Here is a 20,683-nt window from a genome sequence, read left to right as displayed (position 1 = left end):
GCCCCAGCCCCCACGACCACCATGCTTCGTGCCCTGCTCGCCCTGCTGCTGATTCTCAACGGACTGTTTTTCAGCTGGACCCAGGGCTGGCTGGATGGCCTCGTCGGCATCAAGGCCAGCGGCGATCGCGAGCCCGAGCGACTGGCTCGCCAGCAGAACCCCGAGCGCATCGAGCTGCTGAGCCCCTCGGCCGCCAAGGCCCTGCAGCAGCGCGCCTGCGTGGAGCTGGGGCCGCTGGAGGGTGACGCTGCCCTGCAGGCGGCACAGACCGTGCTGGCCAACGCCGGCGTGCCCGCCAGCGAATGGCAGGCCCTGCGCAACGAGCAAGCCGGCGTCTGGGCCGTGGCCACCACCCGCTTCCCCAACAAAGACCTGCAAGGCCGCAAGGAAGAGGTGCTGAAGAAGCTCAAGATCAGCTACGAGCCTCTGAGCGGCGTGCCGGCCGAGATGCCAGCCCTGCTGCTGAGCCGCCATGCCAGCGAGAAGGCAGCCCAGCTGCAAATCGATCGCCTGGGCCAGCGCGCAGTCAAAGGCCTGCAGGTGCTGCAACTGCAGGCACCGATCAACCGCCACACCTTGGTGTTCGTGCAGGCCGACGGTGCCCGCCGCGCCCAGCTGAAGAGCCTCAAGAGCCCCGCTCTGGCGCCCGGCTTCAAGAGCTGCACGGGCGCCGCGGCGAGCCTGGCAGCCAGCGCATCAAGCCCGACCAGCGGCGGCCGCTGAGCGGCGGCTCATTTCACCGCGCTCCGCGGTACCCGGGCGCAGGGCCCAGGCCGCCAGCGCCAGCAGGGCCAGCCACAGGCCGCTGAAGGCGCCACCGCCGCCACCGCCCCCTGAACTGGTGCTGGGGCTGGGCGTGGGCGTCACCACCGGCGCCGCGGCCACCGCAAAACTCTGGCTGACCGGCGCCGCCGCCGCGAAGCTGCTGTTGCCGGCCTGGCTGGCCGTCAGCGTACAAGTGCCCGCCGTCAGCAGCGACACCGCAGTGCCGCTGACCGTGCAGACCGCCGTCGTGCTGGAGCTGTAGCTGACCGCCAGGCCCGAGCTGGCCGTGGCCGTCAGGGCCGGCATGGCCGTACCCAGGGTCTGGTTGGCGATGGCTGAAAAGGTGATGGTCTGCGGCGTGCCAGCCACATTGAAGCTGCGCGCCACGTCCGCCGCCGCCTGGTAGCTGCTGTTGCCGGCCTGCTTGGCCAGCACCGTGCAAACGCCGGAACTGAGCAGACTCAAAGACGTGCCGCTGACCGTACACACGCCCGGCGTGCTGCTTTCAAAGCTGACACTCAGGCCCGAGCTGGCCGTGGCAGCCAGGGCCGGGGCCGCTGCGCCCAGGACTTGATCGGCCACGGCTGGGAAGCTGATGCTCTGGCTTGCGGGCGAGACCGTGAAGCTGCGGCTGACCGAGGGGGCCGCGGCAAACACGGAGCTGCCGGCCTGGCTGGCCACCACGGTGCAGCTGCCGCCCGCCACCAGGGTCAGGCTGCTGCCGCTGACCGTGCAGACCGCAGACGTGCTGCTGCTGAAACTGACCGGCAAGCCCGAGCTGGCGGTGGCCACCAGGCTGCTGGGCGCCTGGCCGAACACCAGACCGCTGGGCGCCGTGAAGGCAATCGTCTGAGCCGTACTGCCGACGGCCGAGACCGTGATCGTCCGGGTGCTGTTGTGAACCGTGCCCAGGTCATCCGTCAGCTGCAAGCTGACGCTGAAGCTGCCGCCGCCGCTGGGCGTGAGCGTGACGGTTTGCGTGTTGGCGCCGGCGCTGAAACCACTGACGATGCCGCCGCCCGAGCTCAGCGTCCAGGCGGCGCTGGCGATGCTCCGGCCGGTGCCCAGGGTGCTGCTGCTGGCGCTCAGGCTCAGCGGATTGCCGGCTAGGGGCGTGCTCGGGGTGCTGACGATCTGGATCACCGCGCCATTGGCGGCCCGCGCCGCGGCCACAGCTGCGCCGGCGTCCAGCATGCCGGAACCGCAGGTGCTGGTGGTGCAGTAGCACTCGTCCTGGGTGGCCGAGGTCGGCGCCGTGCATTGCGGGATGCCGGCCGTGCCGCCGCTGGTGACAAAGGGGCGTGCGGTGCTGCGCAAGGTGCTCAGCACCTCGGCCGGCGTCATGCTCGGGCGCACCGAGAGCATCAGGGCCACGGTGCCGGCCACCACCGGGGTGGAAAAGCTGGTGCCCACCGAAGCGCCGTTGTTGGTGTAGGCCGCATCCCCCACCACCGGCGTGGTCGTGCCGCTGTTGGTGGTGCTGAACATGGGGTAGAGGCAGGCACCGCTGAGGTTCACGCAGTTGCCGCCCGGGGCTGCGATGCTGACCTCGGGGCCGATGCTGGAGAAGCCGACCTTGCTGCCGACATGGCGCAGGCCGGTGACGGTGATCACGCCGGGGCAGTTGCCCGGCAGGCCGACCGCCAGGCCCTCGCTGTTGCCGGCGGCGACGACGATGCTGGCGCCGCGCGCGGTGACGGCGCTGATGGCATTGCGGTACAGCTGGCCGGTGCCCGTGGTGCCGCAGGCACCGCTGCCGCCCAGGCTCATGTTCAGCACCTTGGCGGGGTTGGGGTTGCTGGGCAGGCCGGGCACGGCCACGCCGGCCGCCCATTGCATGCCGGCAATGATGTCGGAGTCGTAGCCGCCGCATTTGCCGAGCACGCGCACCGGCAGGATCTTCACGCCCCAGGCCACGCCGGCCATGCCGACGCCGTTGTTGGAGGCGGCTGCGATCAGTCCGGCCACGCGCGTGCCATGCCAGGAGCTGTTGCCGATGTCGCTGGCGTCGCAACTGCTGCCCAGGGTGCCGGCATTGATGTCGGCCTGGCTGACCCAGTCGCCGGGGTCGGAGGCGTCGGCATCGGCGCCATCGCCATCGTTGGCGGTGGCCGTAGCCTGGGCGCTGGAGGAGTTGAGGCCCACCATGTCGTAGCCACCCACGATCTGGGCCGCCAGCTCCGGATGGTCTTTGCGGATGCCGGTGTCCAGCACGGCCACGACGATGCTGCTGTGGCCGGTGTTGATGTCCCAAGCGGCCGGTGCATTGATGCTGGACACAGCCTCGCCCGGCACGTTGCTCGGGGGCTTCAAGTACCACTGGCCGACGCTGGGACCGCTGGGCAGGGCGGTGCTGTAGAAGGGGTCGTTGGGCACGCGAGTGTGACGGCGGCGCTGATCGACCACGGCCATTTCCACTTCCGAATCGAGCGCCAGCTGCTGGGCCAGGGCGGCTGAGCTGATGCCGCTGGCAACGATGACATGGGTGCGCTCATCCAGGCTGCGCAGCGCGCGCAGGCCCTGGCGCGTGCGGGCATTGAGGCCGCTGCGCAGGCCCAGGCCGGTGGCGCGGGTCTGCGCCACATCCATGGCCGCGCTGCGGCTCATGGACACCGACATGGCCTTGGCCCGCACGCTGGCCGCCGCCGGCTTGAAGCGCACGATGACGCGGGCTTGCGCTTCGGCAGCCGCAGCAGCCACCAGCGGCGCGGTCTGCGCAGGCACCGTGGGGGCCCAGGCGAAGGCCAGCAGTGAAAGGCAAAGGCTCAGGCCGAGGGGGGTGGTTTTCATGGGGCGAGCTCCTGGGCCGGAATGAATATAGGCGAGCAATGGCGAGGCCGTCGAGCAGGGCTGCCCGAGCGCTGTCGCGCCAGTTTAGAGCGGCCTGAAATGCCTCGGCGTAAAGAAAAGATTCCTTTGCCCCCGCTTGTTGACACAGAGAAAAGGCTCGCCATGCGCACCGCGCAGGCGCAAAAAAAGGGCCTTGCCGCCATGGCAAGGCCCCGGTGTGCTCAGCGCGCCGCGTGGCGCGCGGGCTGCGGCATCACTTGGCGATGACGCGCACCATCTCGAGCACCTTGTTCGAGTAGCCCCACTCGTTGTCGTACCAGGCCACCAGCTTGACGAAGGTGCCGTCCAGGGCGATGCCGGCGTCGGCGTCGAAGATGGAGGTGCGGGCGTCGCCGCGGAAGTCGGTCGCCACGACCTTCTCTTCGGTGTACCCCAGCACGCCCTTCAGTGCGCCTTCAGACTGGGCCTTGAACTCGGCGCAGATGTCCTTGTACGAGGCTTCATTGTTCAGCTCGACGGTCAGGTCCACCACCGAGACGTCGGAGGTCGGCACGCGGAAGCTCATGCCGGTCAGCTTCTTGTTCAGCTCGGGGATCACCACGCCCACGGCCTTGGCTGCGCCGGTGCTCGAGGGGATGATGTTTTCCAGGATGCCGCGGCCGCCGCGCCAGTCCTTGTTGCTCGGGCCGTCCACGGTCTTTTGCGTGGCGGTGGCGGCGTGCACAGTGGTCATCAGGCCGCGCTTGATGCCCCACTTGTCGTTCAGCACCTTGGCCAGGGGGGCCAGGCAGTTGGTGGTGCACGAGGCGTTGGAGATGATGGCCTGGCCGGCGTAGGTGTTGTGGTTCACACCGAACACGAACATCGGGGTGTCGTCCTTCGACGGTGCCGAGAACACAACCTTCTTGGCGCCAGCGGCCAGGTGCTTTTCGCCCGAAGCCTTGTCCAGGAACAGGCCGGTGGCTTCGACGACGATGTCGGCGCCGACTTCGTTCCACTTCAGGTTGGCGGGATCACGCTCCTGGGTCAGGCGGATGGCCTTGCCATTGACAACCAGGGTGTTGCCGTCCACCGAGACTTCGCCGTCGAACTTGCCGTGCACGCTGTCGTACTTGAGCATGTAGGCCAGATAGTCAGGCTCGAGCAGGTCGTTGATGCCGACCACTTCGATTTCCTTGAAGTTGGCGATGGCAGCGCGGAACACCATGCGGCCGATGCGGCCGAAGCCGTTGATACCGATCTTGATCGTCATGAGGAAAGACTCCTGTTCAGGTTGGAGATTGAATGAATTGAGAAAAGGGAACTCGGTTCAAACCCGGCAAGCACCGGGGCGCCTGAACGGATGAGTCGGGTGCGGGCGGCGTCGCATTGCATCAGCTTTGCGCCTCGGCTTCGAGCTTCAGGGTGCCGCAGGGCACTTGGATCTGGAGCACTTCGCCGAACAATTCGTTGGCCTGCTTGTCGCTGGCAAAGGCCAGTTGCCGCTCAGACAGCCACTTGAGAAAGGCGGCGCGGTTGGGGTCTGGCTTGCCAGCCCTGACTTCGTTCGGCAGGTGTGGCCCAAGAATGGAGTAATCCACCTTGAAAGGGCAATTCATGGTGCTGAAGTCAAAGTCGGCATTCACGCCTCGGATTCCTGCGGTCATTCCGAGGAACTCACCCAATCCCAAAACGTCCCGCTTCAAGGCATAACGACGCACGCCCGGTGGGTTGTAGCTGAATCGCTGCTCAACGAACCGGGGCTGTTCAGCCCCCGTACGGCAAGGCATGCGGTACTTCGCCACACGCTCACGAACCACGTCCTCAAAGCGCTTCGAGGCCGTGGAATGAATGAGCTTCACATCCGGCGGCTGCTTCCCATCGCCGTGGAATCCCAGCACGACAACGACATGCTCCACGTCACGATCACCCGGCCATGGCGTCGGCGCCTCGATCGGCTCTCGAGGCATGACGACACAGAACTCGTCCTTGTTCTGTCGCGCCAGCGGCAAAGGCTCTCGCTGCGTGTTCGTGAAGTTGAACTCCTGCACCGCCTTGACCGGCCCCTCCGTGCTTGTGAGGCAGGGCAAGCGATAGCCCTCGAGGAAGCGAAACACCTGCTCCTGCATCTCGGGCGCTGCCGTGTTCGTCAGCACGTCAACAAGGGGCGCCGCATCGGCTTGATGGAAGTGCAGCTGGACGCGCATGAAGCCGCCCGCACGGCTTCTCTCGAGCTCGTTCGGATACACCGGCGGCTTCTCCTTGCGAACCAAGCAGCTGAGCGACTGTGCCAGTGAAGGCGGCGTCACATCCGATGCGGTTTGTGCATGCGCAGCAACACCGAATCCGCTCAGCAGACCCAGCACCACCAGCATGCGCTCAAACCCCGTGTTCTTCGATAGGTGGTTCAAGCGCTCCTCCTTGTCTTTATCGGCCAGGGTGAAAGGTCGCGAGCTTAGCTGAATCTCAGCGCTTCTTGCCGCCCTTCAACTTGGCCACACCCAGGGCCACCTTGACCGTGTCGACCACGTTCTCGGCGGTGAAGCCGAAGTGCTTGAACAGCACCGGGGCGGGGGCGGATTCGCCGTAGCTGTCGATGCCGACGACGGCGGCGACGCCGTACTTCCACCAGCCATCGCTGACGCCCATTTCCACTGCGACGCGCGGCAGGCCTTCCGGCAGCACGGCCTTCTTGTAGGTCAGGTCCTGGCGGTCGAACACGGTGGTCGAGGGCATGGAGACCACGCGCACCGGGATGCCTTGCTGGGCCAGGGTGGCTTGCGCCGCCAGAGCCAGCTGCACTTCGGAGCCGGTGGCGATGATGACGCCACGGGCCTTCTTCTTCAGGCCGGCATCGCTGGGCTCGCTCAGCACGTAAGCGCCCTTGGCGATGTCATCGACGGCGGTCTTGGGTGCGTAGGGCAGGTTCTGGCGCGACAGGGCCAGCACGCTGGGGCGCTGGGCGTTGCCGATGGCCATGGTCCAGGCGACCACGGTTTCGGTGGTGTCGGCCGGGCGCCAGACATCCAGGCCCGGGATCAGGCGCAGCGAGGCGACATGCTCGATCGACTGGTGGGTCGGGCCGTCTTCGCCCAGGCCGATGGAATCGTGGGTGAACACATGGATGACGCGCTGCTTCATCAGCGCGGCCATGCGGATGGCATTGCGGCTGTAGTCGCTGAAGGTCAGGAAGGTGCCGCCGTAGGGGATGTAGCCGCCGTGCAGGGCCACGCCGTTCATGATGGCGGCCATGCCGAACTCGCGCACGCCGTAGTTGATGTGGCGGCCGCCGTTGCTGCTGCCATCGGCCTCGACGCGGAAGGCCGGGGTCGACTTGGTGTTGGTCAAGTTGGAGCCGGTCAGGTCGGCCGAGCCGCCCAGCAGTTCAGGCACGGCGGCGGTGAAGGCTTCCAGGGCGATCTGGCTGGCCTTGCGGCTGGCCACGGTCTCGGCCTTGCCGTGGGCCGCGACGACGGCGTCGACGGCGGTCTGGGCGAAGTTGGCAGGCAGCACGCCGGCCATGCGGCGGGCGAACTCGGCGGCCAGCTCGGGGTGAGCGGTGGCGTAGGCGTCGAAACGCTCGTCCCAGGCGGACTCCAGAGCAGCACCCGCGGCCTTGGCATCCCAGTCGGCATACACCTCTTGCGGGATCACGAAGGGCTCGTGCGCCCAGCCCAGCTGCTCGCGAGTCAGCTTGATTTCCTCGTTACCCAGCGGCTCGCCGTGGGCCTTGGCAGTGTTGGCGCGGTTCGGCGAGCCCTTGCCGATATGGGTCTTGGCGATCACCAGGGTCGGCTTGACGCTGCTCTTCTTGGCTTCGGCAATGGCGGCGTCGACGGCGTCGACATCATGGCCGTCCACCGGGCCGACCACGTTCCAGCCATAGGCTTCGAAACGCTGGGCGGTGTTGTCGGCGAACCAGGGGGCGACCTGGCCGTCGATGGAGATGCCGTTGTCGTCGTAAATGGCGATCAGCTTGTTCAGCTTCCAGGCGCCGGCCAGCGAGGCGGCTTCGTGGCTGATACCTTCCATCAGGCAGCCGTCACCCAGGAACACATAGGTGTGGTGGTCGACGACCTGGTGCTCGTCGATGTTGAATTCCTTGGCCAGCATTTTCTCGGCCAAGGCCAGACCCACGGCATTGGTGATGCCCTGACCCAGCGGGCCGGTGGTCGTTTCCACGCCCGGGGTGATGCCCACTTCCGGGTGGCCCGGGGTCTTGCTGTGCAGCTGGCGGAAGGCCTTGAGCTCTTCGATCGGCAGCTCATAGCCCGACAGATGCAGCAGGGCGTAAATCAGCATCGAACCGTGGCCGTTGGACAGCACGAAGCGGTCACGGTTGGCCCATTGCGGGTTGGCCGGGTTGTGACGCAGATGGCGGCTCCACAGGGCCACGGCGATGTCGGCCATGCCCATGGGCGCGCCCGGGTGGCCCGAGTTGGCTTGCTGCACGGCGTCCATGGCCAGTGCGCGAATGGCGTTGGCCATCAGGGTGGGGTTGCGAGCAGCGGTAGTTGCCATGTGCGTGCGGAAGGGAGAGTTGCGGGGTAATCCCGGATTTTACTTGGCCGGCGTGGGCCTGGCGCCCGACCCGCGCGCCAGCCTTGCCGAAATGGGCCGCCGACCCTTGATGCAGCGCAAATTCGTGCCGCCGGAATCTGCCAGTCTTGCAGCTGCGTGCGCCTTCCCTCCTTCTCTCGCCGCGCCGCCCCGGAGGTTCCATGCCCACGACCCGCCCGCTGGCCCTGCAGGTGATCTGCGACGAACATCGCGCCCTGGCTGCCATGCTGAGATCCCTGCCCTTGCTGTTGGCCGAGTTGCGCCGGCGCCAGGCGCAGCCTGACTTCGCCGCCCTGCGCGCCATGCTGTTCTATCTGGACGAGTTTCCCGAGCGCTTGCACCACCCCAAGGAAAGCAGCCTGCTCTTCCCCAAGCTGCGCGCCCGGGCGCCCGAGATCCGCAGCGTGCTGGATCGGCTGGACGAAGACCATCTGCGCGGCGAACGTGCCATCCGCGATCTGGAGCATGCGCTGCTGGCCTTCGAGATCATGGGCGAGAGCCGGCGTGAGGCCTTCGAGCAGCTCTGCGAGCGCTATGTCCACGGCTATCTTCAGCACATGCAGGTGGAGGAAACACAGGTCCTGCCCCTGGCCTTGCAGCATCTGAGTGCGCAAGACTGGGCCGAGCTCGACGAGGCCTTTGCCGGCAACCGAGACCCGCTGGCCGGCCACGCGGTGGATGCGCCCTACCAGGCTCTGGTGCAGACGGTGCTGCGCGCCTTGCCAGCGCCGCTGGGTTTCGGGCCGGCCTTGTAGGTCGATCGTCTCGCGCGAACAACGCACAAATGGGCGATAAACAACACCCTGTTCTGACTCAGACCTGAGCGGGCATCGGGCGATAAACGGAGACAGGCATCTCGCTGCGATGGTGCTGTTGATCCATTGGAAGGACCCAAGATGCGAAAGCTCCCTCTTCTCACGCCCCCCGCCTCTCCACGCACGCGCTCGCTGCTCAAGCCCTTGAGTCTGGCGATCGGCCTGCTCGGCGCCAGCGGCCTCAGCCAGGCTGTGGACTTCAGCTACTCCGGCTTCGGCAACGTCACCCTCGGCAAGGTGGTCAGCGCTGGAGGCATCGACATCGGCTATCCCGACGGCACGCAGTGGAACTGCCCTTGCCTGATAGCGGACTTCTCGCACGGCTCGGTCTACGAGCAGAAGTGGTCGCTCAAACCCGAGTCGCGCATCGGTCTGCAGGGCAACTGGACCTTCACCCCCGATCTGTCCTTCACCGCACAGGGTGTGGCACGCCATGCGGCGCAGAAGGCCAAGGCCGATCTGGAATGGGCCTACCTGTCCTACAACCTGACCCCGCAGCTGACCGTACAGCTGGGCCGCAAGCGCTTGCCGCTGTTCTTCTACTCCGACTACCAGGACGTCAGCTACGCCTACAGCTGGGTGCGCGTGCCGCCTGATGTCTACGGCTGGGCCGTCGTCAACTACAACGGCGCCAACCTGACCTACCGCGGCGATGTGGCTGGCTGGGCGGTGAAATCGAATGCCTACGTCGGCAGCGAACACACCAAGAAAAACCCGATCGCCAAGCTCGAGACCGCCGCGCCCTCGGACATCAACTGGGATCAGATGTGGGGCATCGACCTCGAAATCAACCGCGACTGGTTCACCGCCCGCCTGGCGCTGAACAAGTCCAAGCAGCAGCAATTCCGTGAGGGCGTGCAAACCTCGCCCGATCCGGCCACCGGCACGCACTCGCCGCAAACCTTCGCCGCCCTGTCCTTCGTCATCGACAAGGACAACTGGCTGTTGCGCAGCGAGATCTCCTACATCAACCGCTCACCGGCCCGCGGGAGCTACCGCGGTCGCATGATCGGCGCCGGCTACCGCTTCGACAAGTTCACGCCCATGGTCACCGTCAGTCAGCTGAAGGCCTACAACGCGGCCTTCACGACCCTGGTCGAGAAAGACGCGATGACCAGCTTCAGTCTGCGCTACGACCTCAGTGACACCAGCTCGATCAAGGCGCAGTACGACCGCAGCCGCTGGGACTTGCTGGACGGCAACGATGTGCGCCGCAAGCTCGTGACCCTGTCCTATGACTTTGTCTTCTGAGCGAGGGGCAGCCATCATGACGCAACACCAAACGCACAGCACGCGCCGCCACACGGCCGCACTCGCCGCAGCCAGCCTCTGCCTCAGCCTGCTGGCCTCGGCCGCGCAGGCCGACACCGTGGTCATCGTCCACCCCAGCAATGCGACGGCATTGGATGACGAGCAGATCAGCAAGATCTTCCTCGGCCAGACCAAGACCTTTGCCGGCGGCGGCGAGGCCATCCCGGTGGACCAGAAGGACGGAGCCGCCCGCGAAGACTTCGGCAACAAGGTGCTCAAGAAGAACCAGTCCCAGCTCAAGGCCTTGTGGGCGCGCCAGATCTTCACCGGCGGCGCCAAACCACCGAAGGAACTGGGTGGCGACGACGAAGTGCTGAAGTTCGTGGCCTCGACACCAGGCGCCATTGGCTATGTGGAGGCCGGCAAGGCCAATTCCAGCGTCAAGGTCGTGAAGCGCTGAGCAAGCGCGGGCTCGCTGCGGCTCTGCTTGCAAGCCCTGAAGCAGACGCTGCCGTGGTCAGCTGCAAGCGTGGCCACGGCAGCAGCGGCAATTCGCTCGTATTTCACATTTTTATCAATTTGAAATGTGCGCGCAGCGGCCTTCAAGCGCAAGCTGAAGACCCGAGAGCTCTAGGCCCGCATGCCGACATATTGTTGGATCGGGGCTTGGCGAAAAAGGTGCCACCATGATTGAGGACGCACGCAGCCCGGCGACCATCCTGCTGGTCGATGACGAACCTTCCATCCTGAGCGCCCTGCGGCGCCTGCTACGGCCCCAGGGCCACAAGGTCCTGATGGCCGAAGGCGGTGCGGCCGGCCTGGCGCTGATGGAGATGGAAGCCGTCGATCTGGTCGTCTCCGACATGCGCATGCCGGAGATGGATGGCGTGCAGTTCCTCGAACAGGTGCGCGAGCGCTGGCCCAGCACCGTGCGCATCCTGCTGACCGGCTATGCCGACATCAGCTCCACCATCGCCGCCATCAACCGGGGCGCCATCCATCGCTACATCTCCAAGCCATGGGACGACCAGGACATCGTTCTGTCCATCGGTGACGGCCTGACACGCCATCAGCTCGAACAAGAGAACAAACGACTGGCACAGCTGACCGCCGTGCAGAACGAACAGTTGCAGGACATGAATCTGCAACTGCAAGACAGCAACACCCAGCTGCAAAGCGTCAACACGCAATTGCAAGACGCCAACGGTCAACTGGCTGCCGTCAATGCCGAGCTCAAAACCAGCAACGAGCAACTCGACAGCAGCAATCAGCAGCTGGCCAGTGTCAACGACGAGCTGGAACGACGCGTGCAAGAACGCACCCAGGAGCTGCAACAGGCGAATGAGGAACTGAGTCGCTCGCACGCCGCCATGGCCCAAGCCCATGAACAGTTGCAGCAAGCCCACATCCAGCTGGAGGAGAACTTCGCCCTGTCCATCAGCGTGTTCGCCGGTCTGCTGGAGCTGCGCGACGGCAGCGTCAGCGGCCATGGTCGGCGCGTCGCCACCCTGGCCGGCCGCATTGCCGAGGAGCTGAAGCTGGGCCCGGCCGAAGTGCTGGACATCCACAACGCCGGCCTGCTGCACGAGGTGGGCAAGATCGGCCTGCCGGACGAGCTGCTGCGCAAAACCGTGTCCCTGATGAGCGGCCAGGAGTTCGAACTCTACAAACGCCACCCGCTGCAAGCCCAGGCCGCGCTCATGCCGCTGGCACGACTGCACCAAAGCGCCCTGCTCATCCGCTCGCAACATGAGCGGGTCGATGGCAAGGGCTTCCCGGACGGCCTGACCGGCATCGAAGTGCCTCTGGGCTCGCAAATCATCAACATCGCCAGCACCTTCGAATCCCTGATCGCCGGCCGACTGGCCGAGAAGGTCTACTCCACCGAGGATGCTTGCAAAGCCATCCACGAGAACGGTGGGCAGCACTACGACCCCGAGGTCTTGGCCGCCTTTGACGCCGTGCAAGCCGCCCTGGCCCTCGAGAACGCAGCCGATCAGGAGATCACGGTCGCGGAACTGCGCCCGGGCATGGTGCTGGCGCGCGACCTGCTGAGCCCGCATGGCAGCTTGCTGCTGCCGGCCGGCCATGTCTTCAGCAGCGCCCTGATCCGCCAGGTGCAGCTGATGGACCAGCGCGAACGCTTGACCGTGAGCTTCTTCATCAAGAAGCCACAGGACGCACGCAAGTCACCACGTCAGGTGCAACATGCTTGAGTTCGATACGGCACCGCGCGAGGCCAGCGGCCTGGCCAAGGCACTCTGGGCCGCCACCGGCGGCGCCTCCGTGCTGCCGCCGGCCCCCGAAGTGCTCGACCCGGTCTGCGTGCATGCACTCAGCGCCGTCAGCGCGCCCTTGATGGTTCATGACGGCGAGCGCATCGTGTTCGCCAACGCGGCCCTGCAACGCCTGCTCGGCTACAGCCTGGCCGAGCTCTGCCTGGTGCCGCACTACGCCTGGGCCAGCGAAGCCAGCATCGAGCCGGTCAAGGCCTATGGTGAGCGCTGCCTGCAAACGCAGGACGACCTGCCCACCCTGGAGTGCGAGGCGCTCACGGCCAACGGCTCGGTGCGCCACTTGGAAATCAGCGCCAGCCGCATCGCCGGACCGCAGGGCCCCCTGGCCCTGCTCACCTGCACCGACCTCAGTGACATGCGCCATGTGCAGGACAGCCTGCTCAATGTCGGCCGGGTGATGTACCAGATCCTCGAAAACAACCCGGTCGCCACCTTTGTGATCGACACCGAGCACCGCATCACCCACTGGAACGCAGCCTGCGTGCAACTGACCGGCCTGTCGGCCAGCGAGATGGTGGGCAGCGATCAGACCTGGCGACCGTTCTTCAGCGAGCCCCGCCCCTTGATGGTGGATCTGATCGTGGATGGCAAGGTGATCGATGAGAGCGAGCTGCAAAGGCTGGCGGGCGCCAATTTGCGCGCTTCGCCCAGCCTGCCCGGCGCCTACGAAACCGAAGACTACTTTCCTCAGTTCGGCCAGAACGGTCGCTGGGTGTTCTGCACCGCCGCGCCGCTCTACGACACACAGGGGCGCCTGATCGGCGCCATCGAAACCCTGATGGACGTGAGCCGCCGCCATGCGGCCGAAGAAGAGCTCAAGCGCCACCAGCAAGAGCTTGAAACCCTGGTCGCCGAACGCAGCGCCGAGCTGCTGCGCAGCCACCAGGACCTCGACGCGTTTCTTGAGAACGCGTCGGTCGGCATCCTCTGCACCAGCAAGCGCCAGATCCTGCGCAGCAACAAGAAGTTTGCACAGATGTTCGAAATGGAGGGCCTCAGCAATGCCGAGATGGCGGCCTTCAACTACTTCCCTGATGCAGCGGCCTACAAGGCCATGCGCAATATGGCCCGACCGACGCTGCAAGCGGGCCAATCCGTGATGCACGAGATGGAACTGCGAACTGCGAGCAATCAGCTGATTTGGGTACAGCTGATCGCCTATCCGGCCAACCCCGGCGACCCCGATACCGCCGTCTGGTGGCTGCTGCAGGACCGCAGCGAAGTGATGCGCGCACAACGCGAACTGGTCAACAACTATCGCCAGATCCAACAAGCCAATGCCCGGCTGGAGGACGCGCAGAACCAGTTGCTGCAGTCGGAAAAAATGGCCTCCATCGGCCAGCTGGCGGCCGGCGTGGCGCATGAGATCAACAACCCGGTCGGCTTTGTCGCCTCCAATCTGGGCACCCTGCGTCGCTACATCGAATCCATGCTGCAGCTCAATGGTTTGTACGAAACCATCAATCACGCCACCTTGCCCGACGAACTTCGCAAGCAGATCGAGTGCCTGCGACAGGAAGCGGATTTCGAGTTCATCCAGGAAGACCTGCCCCAGCTGCTGCGCGAAAGCGATGACGGCCTCGGCCGGGTCAAGAAGATCGTCCAGGACCTCAAGGACTTCTCGCGCGTCGACCAGGCCGATTGGCAGGATGCCGATCTCAACCAGGGCCTGGAATCCACCCTCAATGTGGTGCGGCACGAGATCAAGTACAAGGTCGAGGTGCGGCGCGACTACGGCCCGTTGCCGCCGGTGCGCTGCCTAGCGGCCCAGCTGAACCAGGTCTTCATGAACCTGATCGTCAATGCCGCCCACGCCATGCCGGGCCAGGGCCTGCTGCAGCTGCGCACCGAGGCGCAGGGCGACTGGGTCTGCATCAGCGTGCGGGACAACGGCCAGGGCATGCCGCCCGAGGTGATGCGCCGCATCTTCGACCCCTTCTTCACCACCAAGCCGGTGGGCCAGGGCACGGGCCTGGGCCTGTCGCTGTCCTTCTCCATCGTCAAAAAGCATGGCGGCCGCATCGAGGTTGAATCCGAGCCCGGCGTGGGCAGCTGCTTCAAGGTCTGGATTCCCGTGCAAGGGCCAGGCACCGACACAACAACGGCCTGAACAGCCGCTGGGCACGAGGCAAGGGCGAGCCCGAGCGAGGGCCTAAGATTCGCCCCATGCGAGCCATCATCCTCGCGGCCGGGCGCGGCGAGCGCATGCGGCCGCTGACCGACACCTGCCCCAAACCCCTGCTTTCCGTCCAGGGCAAGCCCCTGATCGTCTGGCATATCGAAGCCCTGGCCGCGGCCGGCGTGCGCGACATCGTCATCAACATCGCCTGGCTGGCCGAGCAGTTCCCGGCGGTCCTGGGTGACGGCAGCCGCTGGGGGCTGCGACTGCACTACAGCGACGAATCTCGCGAGCCGGTCGGCGCGCTGGAAACCGCCGGGGGCATCCGCAAGGCCCTGCCCTTGCTGACGGCCGGCGGCGAGCGCAGCTTCTGGGTCGCTTCCGCCGATGTCTTTGTGCCGGGCTTCCGCTTCGAGGCCGATGCCGCCGAGCGCTTCGCGGCCGACGACGCCCTCGACGGCCGGCTCTGGATGGTGGCCAACAGCCCCCACCACCCAGGCGGCGATTTCGCCATCAGCCCCGACGGCCTGGCCCTGAGCGAGCGCCACGGCGCACCCGCCGATCTGCCGCGCCTGACCTGGGCCTGCCTGGGCCTGTTCAAGGCCCGGCTGTTCCAGGACCTGCCGCTCGGCCAGGCGGTGCGCCTGCGCCACAGCCTGGAAGACGCCATCGGCCGCCGCGCCCTGGCCGCCAGCGAGTACCGCGGCCCCTGGACCGATGTCGGCACCCCCGAGCGCCTGGCCCAGCTGAACGCAGCCGCCGCCGGCTGACCACGCCCCCCTGCTTGCGGGCACATGCGGATTAGCCCGCATGCCCGTGCACCGGGCCTGATTCAGAATCGGGCGAACACCACGGCCGGGACACCAAGAATGACCACCCCCCTGCCTCCGGCGCCGGACGCCCGCCGCCGCACGCTGATGCTGCTGCGCATCAGTGCCGCCAGCCTGCTGCTGGCCCTGCTGCTGCTCTTCACCCCGTCTCCGCGCGAACTGGCAGCGCTGCCCTTGGGGGCCGCATTGCTGGCCCTGCTGCCCTTGCTTCGATCGCTTGCCCGCACGGAGCAGGCCAAGGCCAGCGCCGCCAGCGCAGCCGATGAGCGCGAACGCCAGTTGCTTGATGCAATCGAGGCCCTGCCCGCCGGCTTCGAGCTCTGGGACGCCGAGGACCGCTTGCTGCTGTGCAACCAGCGCATCCGCGAGGACTACCCGCAGGTGACCGAATACCTGGTGCCTGGCCTGCGCTTCAAGGATGTGCTGCGCCAATCCCTGGCCGCCGGCCTGGTGACCGAGGCTCGCGGACGCGAGGCCGACTGGCTGGCCGAGCGCTTGGCCGAGCGCGGCCAGCGCCTGCGCCCCCGCCTGCAGCAGTTCGGTGATCGCTGGCTGCATCTCTACGAGCAACGCACGGCCTCGGGCCAGCTGGTCTGCATCCGCCTCGATGTCACCGAGCTGGTGGAGACCCAACACGCCCTGGCCCGGGCGCAGGCGGCCGCGCAGGCCGAGCGTCAGCTGCTGGAGCGCGCGGTGGACGCCATGCCGGCCGGCATCGAGATCTACGACGAGCAAGATCGCCTGCTGCTGGCCAACCGCCGCGTGGTCAGCTGGATGCCCCACCTGGACTATGCGCAGATGCTGGGCAAGACCTTCGCCTTCATGCTGGAGCAGACCCGCGCCGCCGGCGCCCTGCCGGTGGAAGCACATGGCATGGAGGAGGCCTGGATGGCAGAGCGCCTGGCACGCCGCGGCCGCAGCGAACAAGCCCATCTCCAGCAGCTCAGCAGCGGACTGTGGCTGCGCGTTTCCGAGACACGCACGCCCGAAGGCTTCCTGGTCGCTGTGCGTCAGGACATCAGCGATCTCGTGCTCAAGGAGCGCGAGCTGCAAGCGAGCCAGGCACAGCTGCAGGCCATCATCATGACGGCAGGCGTGGCCATCGTCACCATCGACGCTGCAGGGCACATGCTCAGCTGCAACCCGGCCGTGGAACGTCTGTTCGGCCACCGGGCCGGGGAGATGCTGGGCCAGAACGTGTCCCTGCTGATGGACGAACCCGACCGCGGCGCCCACGACCATTACCTGCGCCGCCGCGAGGGCAGCGATGGCGAGCGCGAGCTGCCCCTGCTGGGCCGCACGCGAGAGTTCAATGCCCTGCACAAGAGCGGCCGGTCGCTGACCGTGCAGGTCTCGGTGTCCGAGATCCGCGGCCCGCAGGGCAAGCAGTATGTGGGCGTGATCACCGACCTGACCGAGCGCAAGCAGTTCGAGATCGAGCTGCAGCACGCCAACGAGCAGCTGCTGCGCCTGTCCACCACCGACGCGCTGACCGAGCTGGCCAACCGCCGCCTGCTGATGCAAAAGCTCGAGGAGGAATGGCGCCGCGGCCTGCGCCTGGGCACACCGCTGAGCCTGCTGCTGGTCGATGTGGACCATTTCAAGCTCTACAACGACCACTACGGCCATCAGGCTGGCGACAGCTGCCTGGTGCGAGTGGCTGAGGCCTTGCGCGCCAGCGTAGGCCGACCCACCGATGTGGTGGCGCGTTATGGCGGCGAGGAATTCGTGCTGCTGCTGGCCCAGACCGATGCCACCGGTGCCATGGCGGTGGCCGAGCGCTGCCGGGCCAGCATCCGCCAGGCCGCCATAGAGCATGCGGTCTCGCCGCAGGGGCCGCTGCTGACGCTCAGCCTCGGCGTCATCAGTGCGGTGCCGCTGCGTGGCGGCACGGCCTCGCAGTGGCTGGCTCAGGCCGATCTGGCGCTCTACCAGGCCAAGGCCCAGGGGCGCGATCGCGCCGTGGCCGCAGGCTTGTTCAACCCGATTTGAGCGCCGCGCCCAGGCCGGGCGAGCTGAGCCGCATCACGCCCTCGGCCTGCAACCAATCGGCGGCGGCTCGCTCGCGCAGTTGCTGGGCCGAACCACTGCTGGCCTGCAGCACGCCCATCCAGCCATCGCGGCCGCCGCGCTTGACAGCGTAGAGCATGGCATCGGCCACATCGACCGTGCGGTTCCAATCCAGCGCACGCGGATGCTGTGGCGACAGCGGGAAGCAGGCAAAACCGATCGAGCAGGTCTTATGCAGCACCAGGCCATCGGCATCGAGCACAAAAGGCTTCTCGGCCACCAGGGCGCGCATGCGCTCGGCCAGCTCGGGCCCATGGCTGCGCGGGCTGCCGCGGGCGACGATCAGAAACTCCTCGCCGCCCCAGCGCACCAGATAGTCGGTGTCGCGGAAGACCTGGCGCAGGCGGTCGCGCATCTGGCGCAGCAGGCGGTCGCCGGCGGCATGGCCGAAGCGGTCGTTGATGTCCTTGAAATGGTCGATGTCGATCAGGAAAAAGACCAGATCGGCGTCCTCGGGCAGGACACCGCCTTGCCGGGCCTGGGCCTCGTGGCGGCGCAAGGTCATGGCGACATCGGCCTCGATATGCTGGGCCAGGAAGCGGCGGTTGCGCAGGCCGGTCAGGGGGTCGGACAGGCTCAGGTCCTCCAGCGCCAGCGATTTTTCTTCCAGCGCGCGCGACTTCTCCTGCAGCGCGGCGGACAAGGCCTCGAGCTCGGCCGTGCGCTCACGCACCCGCTCTTCCAGCACAAACTGGCGGCGCTCCAGATAGCCGGTGCGCCAGCGCACCAGGGCGTAGAGCAAGCCGCTGGCCAGCAGGGCCAGAGCCAGGCGCAGCCACCAGGTTTGCCACCAGGCCGGCTGCACCCAGATCGGGATCGTCAACTCCTGCGGGCTCCACAAGCCGCTGCGGTTGCTGGCCTTGACCTTGAGCAGATAGCGGCCCGGGCTGAGGTTGCTGTAGCTGGCAATGCGCTGGGCCGAGCTGGTGTTGACCCAGCCACGGTCATACCCTTCCAACTGGTAGGCATAGCGCAGGCGCCCGGGGTCGCTGAAATCCAGGGCCGAGAACTCCAGGCTGAAGCTGCGCTGCTGCGGATTGAGCCGCAGGCCGGAGCCGAGCGCACCGGCGGGCATGCGCTGACCGTCGATGCGCAGCTCGGTGGCCACCACGGGCGGCTGATAGGCCCAGCCCTCGAACTTCTCCGGGTCCACCACCAGCAGGCCGCGGCCGGCCCCGAACAGAAAACGGCCGTCGCGCAAGCGGGTGTAAGAGCGGAACCAGCTGGTGCCGGCATCGGCGCCATCGGCCGGGGTCAGCTCGTAGAGATGGTCGCGGTTGGGGTCGTAGACATAGTTCTGGCTCCAGATGCGGCCGCGCTCGTCGTCCAGCAGATTGGCGCCGAAGCTGCGGCCGCCAATGCCCTTGCGATCGCTGATGGCATCGAAGCTGGCCTGGCGCCCGTCCCAGCCGCTCATCTGGTGCAGGCCGGTGGCGGTGTCCACCCAGAGGCGCTGGCGGCGGTCGATCAAGAGGCCGGTGATGATGCTGTTGCGCAAGCCCTGGCCCGGAGCCATCGGCACGGCCTGAAGCTCACTCGAACCCGCAGGGCGCAGGAACAGGCCGGCTTCACCGCCGACCCAGAGCGTGCCGTCGGCCCCTTCGGCGATGGCGTTGACCTCTCCCTTGAGCGCCACGCCCCCGGCCAGGCTGATGCGGCGCGCGGCGTTCTGCCCCGGCGTCAGTTGAAACAGCCCGTCCTGAGTGCCGATCCACAGCTCGCCCTCACGGCCGAACACGGTGCGGCGCATGCGCCCCTGACCCACGCCCAGGCTTTGCAGCGCGCGGCCCTGGCCATCCACGCGCAGCAGCTGCGAATCCACGCCCACCCAGACCGTGCCATCGGGCGCCCGCGCAAGGGTGGACACGCGCACCGCCTCCTTTGGCCCGCGCCGCAGGGCGGCGCGCAGGTCGATCTGGCGCCGCACCTTCAGCTGCGCGTCCAGCACGCCGATGCCTTGCGAGGTGGTACCCACCCAGACCTCGCCGCTGTCCAGCTCCAGCAGACTGCGGGCATTGGGGTCGTCGAAGACCGCGTCGCCATCCTCATCGAGCTTGCGCACGCCGATGCTCTGGTTGTCGGCGTCATGGCGTTGCAGGCCGCCGCCGAAACCGCCCACCCACATCCAGCCGCCACGGTCCTGCAGCAGGCAGCGCACCTCGTTGCCGCCCAGGCTGCTGGGGTTGCGCGGGTTGTGTCGCAAGGTCTGCAGCAAGCGCCCGTCGGACACGGCGCGCAGCTCCAGCCCCCCAGCTCGCCCCACCCAGATCTGGCTGGGCCCGGCCTGAGCCATGGCATAGACCGCGCCCCGCGGCCCTGTTGCGTCGATCACTCGCAGCCGCCGGCTGCCCGGGTCGATCAAGGCCAGATCGCCTTGCTGGGTGCCCAGCCAGATCTGGCCGTCTTCGGCCTGATGCAGGCGCAGCACGATGGCCGTCCCCGTCCCCAAGCCGGGCAGGGGCACGGGCTCGAAGCGATCGCTGTTCGCGGCCTTGCGGGCCAGACCGCCGAGCCCGCCGATCCAGAGCGTGCCCTGGCGATCGAGCAGCAGGGTCTGCACGCTGTTGTCGGGCAGGCTGCCGGCCCGGCCGGGCTCATGGCGGAAATGCTCAAAAGTCTGTCCCACCGGATCGAAGCGGCTCAAGCCCTGCAAGGCCGTGCCCAGCCAGATCTGCCCATCGGGCGCCTCCGCCAGGGCCAGCACCGTGCCGCTGGGCACCGTGCGCTCGGGCTGGGCCGGGTCGTGGCGGTAGAGGGTGGTGGATTCGTTGACCGGATCGTGCACGACCAGCCCACCAGAATCGCTGCCGATCCACAGCCGGCCGTCGCGCCCGCTCAGCAGCACACGCACAAAGCCTAGGCTGCGGCTGTCGATCGACGCCCCTCCGCGCTGTTGCGCCTGCAGCGCCGGCAGCTGCAACTGCCGGAAGTTGTAGCCATCAAAGCGCAAGAGCCCCGCCGCCGAGCCCACCCAGAGAAAGCCCTTCTGATCCTGGGCCAGAGCGGACAGCACATTGTTGGGGATCACTCCGTTCTGGCCAACCGCCTCGAAACGCAGGGGCAGCTCGATGCCGGTGCCAGGCGCCGCGCTCACTCGGGCCTGAAACCCGGGCAGCAGGAAGCAGCACAAGCCCAGCAGCCACGCCACAAGCTGCGCCCGCTGCCGCAGGGGCTCAGGCCGCGCAGGGCTGGGGCAGCGGATACGGC

13 protein-coding genes are annotated in these 20,683 nt (G+C 67.1%); 8 read left to right on the top strand and 5 right to left on the bottom strand.

Going from position 1 to position 20,683, the window contains the following annotated elements:
• The first annotated feature begins 21 nt into the window (after nucleotides 1-21).
• Entirely contained in the window at nucleotides 22-723 is a 702-nt protein-coding gene (locus tag OOB33_RS06575; protein ID WP_271008099.1) for a hypothetical protein, read from the top strand.
• Here the strand turns inward: OOB33_RS06575 and OOB33_RS06570 are convergent.
• The 4 genes from OOB33_RS06570 to tkt all read right to left on the bottom strand — a co-directional run bounded on the left by OOB33_RS06570 (nucleotide 697) and on the right by tkt (nucleotide 8,055).
• Nucleotides 697-3,555, bottom strand: coding sequence for a S8 family peptidase (locus OOB33_RS06570; protein WP_271008098.1), 2,859 nt, complete (start codon nucleotides 3,553-3,555; stop codon nucleotides 697-699). The two genes, OOB33_RS06575 and OOB33_RS06570, sit on opposite strands and share 27 nt — an antisense overlap.
• Before the next feature lie 253 nt (nucleotides 3,556-3,808).
• Nucleotides 3,809-4,807 (bottom strand): type I glyceraldehyde-3-phosphate dehydrogenase, encoded by a 999-nt coding sequence (gene gap / locus OOB33_RS06565; protein ID WP_102768356.1) that lies wholly within the window; start codon nucleotides 4,805-4,807, stop codon nucleotides 3,809-3,811.
• Nucleotides 4,808-4,928: 121 nt separating this feature from the next.
• On the bottom strand, nucleotides 4,929-5,945 hold the full coding sequence (locus OOB33_RS06560) for a hypothetical protein (protein WP_133155209.1): 1,017 nt from the start codon (nucleotides 5,943-5,945) through the stop codon (nucleotides 4,929-4,931).
• 55 nt (nucleotides 5,946-6,000) lie between these two features.
• The gene (gene tkt, locus OOB33_RS06555) at nucleotides 6,001-8,055 is read right to left on the bottom strand and encodes a transketolase (RefSeq protein ID WP_207795950.1); all 2,055 of its coding nucleotides are present in this window, start codon (nucleotides 8,053-8,055) and stop codon (nucleotides 6,001-6,003) included.
• A gap of 200 nt (nucleotides 8,056-8,255) precedes the next feature.
• Between tkt and OOB33_RS06550 the strand changes: the two genes are divergently transcribed.
• The 7 genes from OOB33_RS06550 to OOB33_RS06520 all read left to right on the top strand — a co-directional run bounded on the left by OOB33_RS06550 (nucleotide 8,256) and on the right by OOB33_RS06520 (nucleotide 17,398).
• The gene (locus OOB33_RS06550) at nucleotides 8,256-8,849 is read left to right on the top strand and encodes a hemerythrin domain-containing protein (RefSeq protein WP_102768359.1); all 594 of its coding nucleotides are present in this window, start codon (nucleotides 8,256-8,258) and stop codon (nucleotides 8,847-8,849) included.
• A gap of 141 nt (nucleotides 8,850-8,990) precedes the next feature.
• Complete coding sequence (locus OOB33_RS06545; protein ID WP_133155210.1) at nucleotides 8,991-10,160, top strand: hypothetical protein; 1,170 nt, start codon at nucleotides 8,991-8,993, stop codon at nucleotides 10,158-10,160.
• A gap of 16 nt (nucleotides 10,161-10,176) precedes the next feature.
• Entirely contained in the window at nucleotides 10,177-10,620 is a 444-nt protein-coding gene (locus tag OOB33_RS06540) for a hypothetical protein (protein WP_207795951.1), read from the top strand.
• A 226-nt stretch (nucleotides 10,621-10,846) separates the two neighbouring features.
• Nucleotides 10,847-12,376 carry an HD domain-containing phosphohydrolase gene (locus OOB33_RS06535; protein WP_165794602.1) on the top strand — a complete coding sequence of 510 codons (1,530 nt, stop codon included), beginning with the start codon at nucleotides 10,847-10,849 and terminating at the stop codon, nucleotides 12,374-12,376.
• Nucleotides 12,369-14,567, top strand: a complete 2,199-nt coding sequence (locus OOB33_RS06530) for an ATP-binding protein (RefSeq protein WP_271008097.1) — start codon at nucleotides 12,369-12,371, stop codon at nucleotides 14,565-14,567. The genes OOB33_RS06535 and OOB33_RS06530 overlap by 8 nt, the downstream gene beginning before the upstream one ends.
• A 56-nt stretch (nucleotides 14,568-14,623) precedes the next feature.
• Nucleotides 14,624-15,346 (top strand): nucleotidyltransferase family protein, encoded by a 723-nt coding sequence (locus OOB33_RS06525; protein ID WP_102768362.1) that lies wholly within the window; start codon nucleotides 14,624-14,626, stop codon nucleotides 15,344-15,346.
• Nucleotides 15,347-15,445: 99 nt separating this feature from the next.
• A complete protein-coding gene (locus tag OOB33_RS06520; protein ID WP_271008096.1) occupies nucleotides 15,446-17,398 on the top strand; it encodes a sensor domain-containing diguanylate cyclase in 1,953 nt (650 codons plus the stop codon).
• Here the strand turns inward: OOB33_RS06520 and OOB33_RS06515 are convergent.
• Nucleotides 17,385-20,570 (bottom strand): ligand-binding sensor domain-containing diguanylate cyclase, encoded by a 3,186-nt coding sequence (locus OOB33_RS06515; protein ID WP_271008095.1) that lies wholly within the window; start codon nucleotides 20,568-20,570, stop codon nucleotides 17,385-17,387. The two genes, OOB33_RS06520 and OOB33_RS06515, sit on opposite strands and share 14 nt — an antisense overlap.
• Nucleotides 20,571-20,683: the final 113 nt, after the last annotated feature.

Origin of the sequence: Paucibacter sp. B51, assembly GCF_027863535.1 — a bacterium.
GTDB classification, from domain to species: Bacteria; Pseudomonadota; Gammaproteobacteria; order Burkholderiales; family Burkholderiaceae_C; genus Paucibacter_A; species Paucibacter_A aquatilis.
This window is presented reverse-complemented; position numbering and strand designations above follow the sequence as displayed.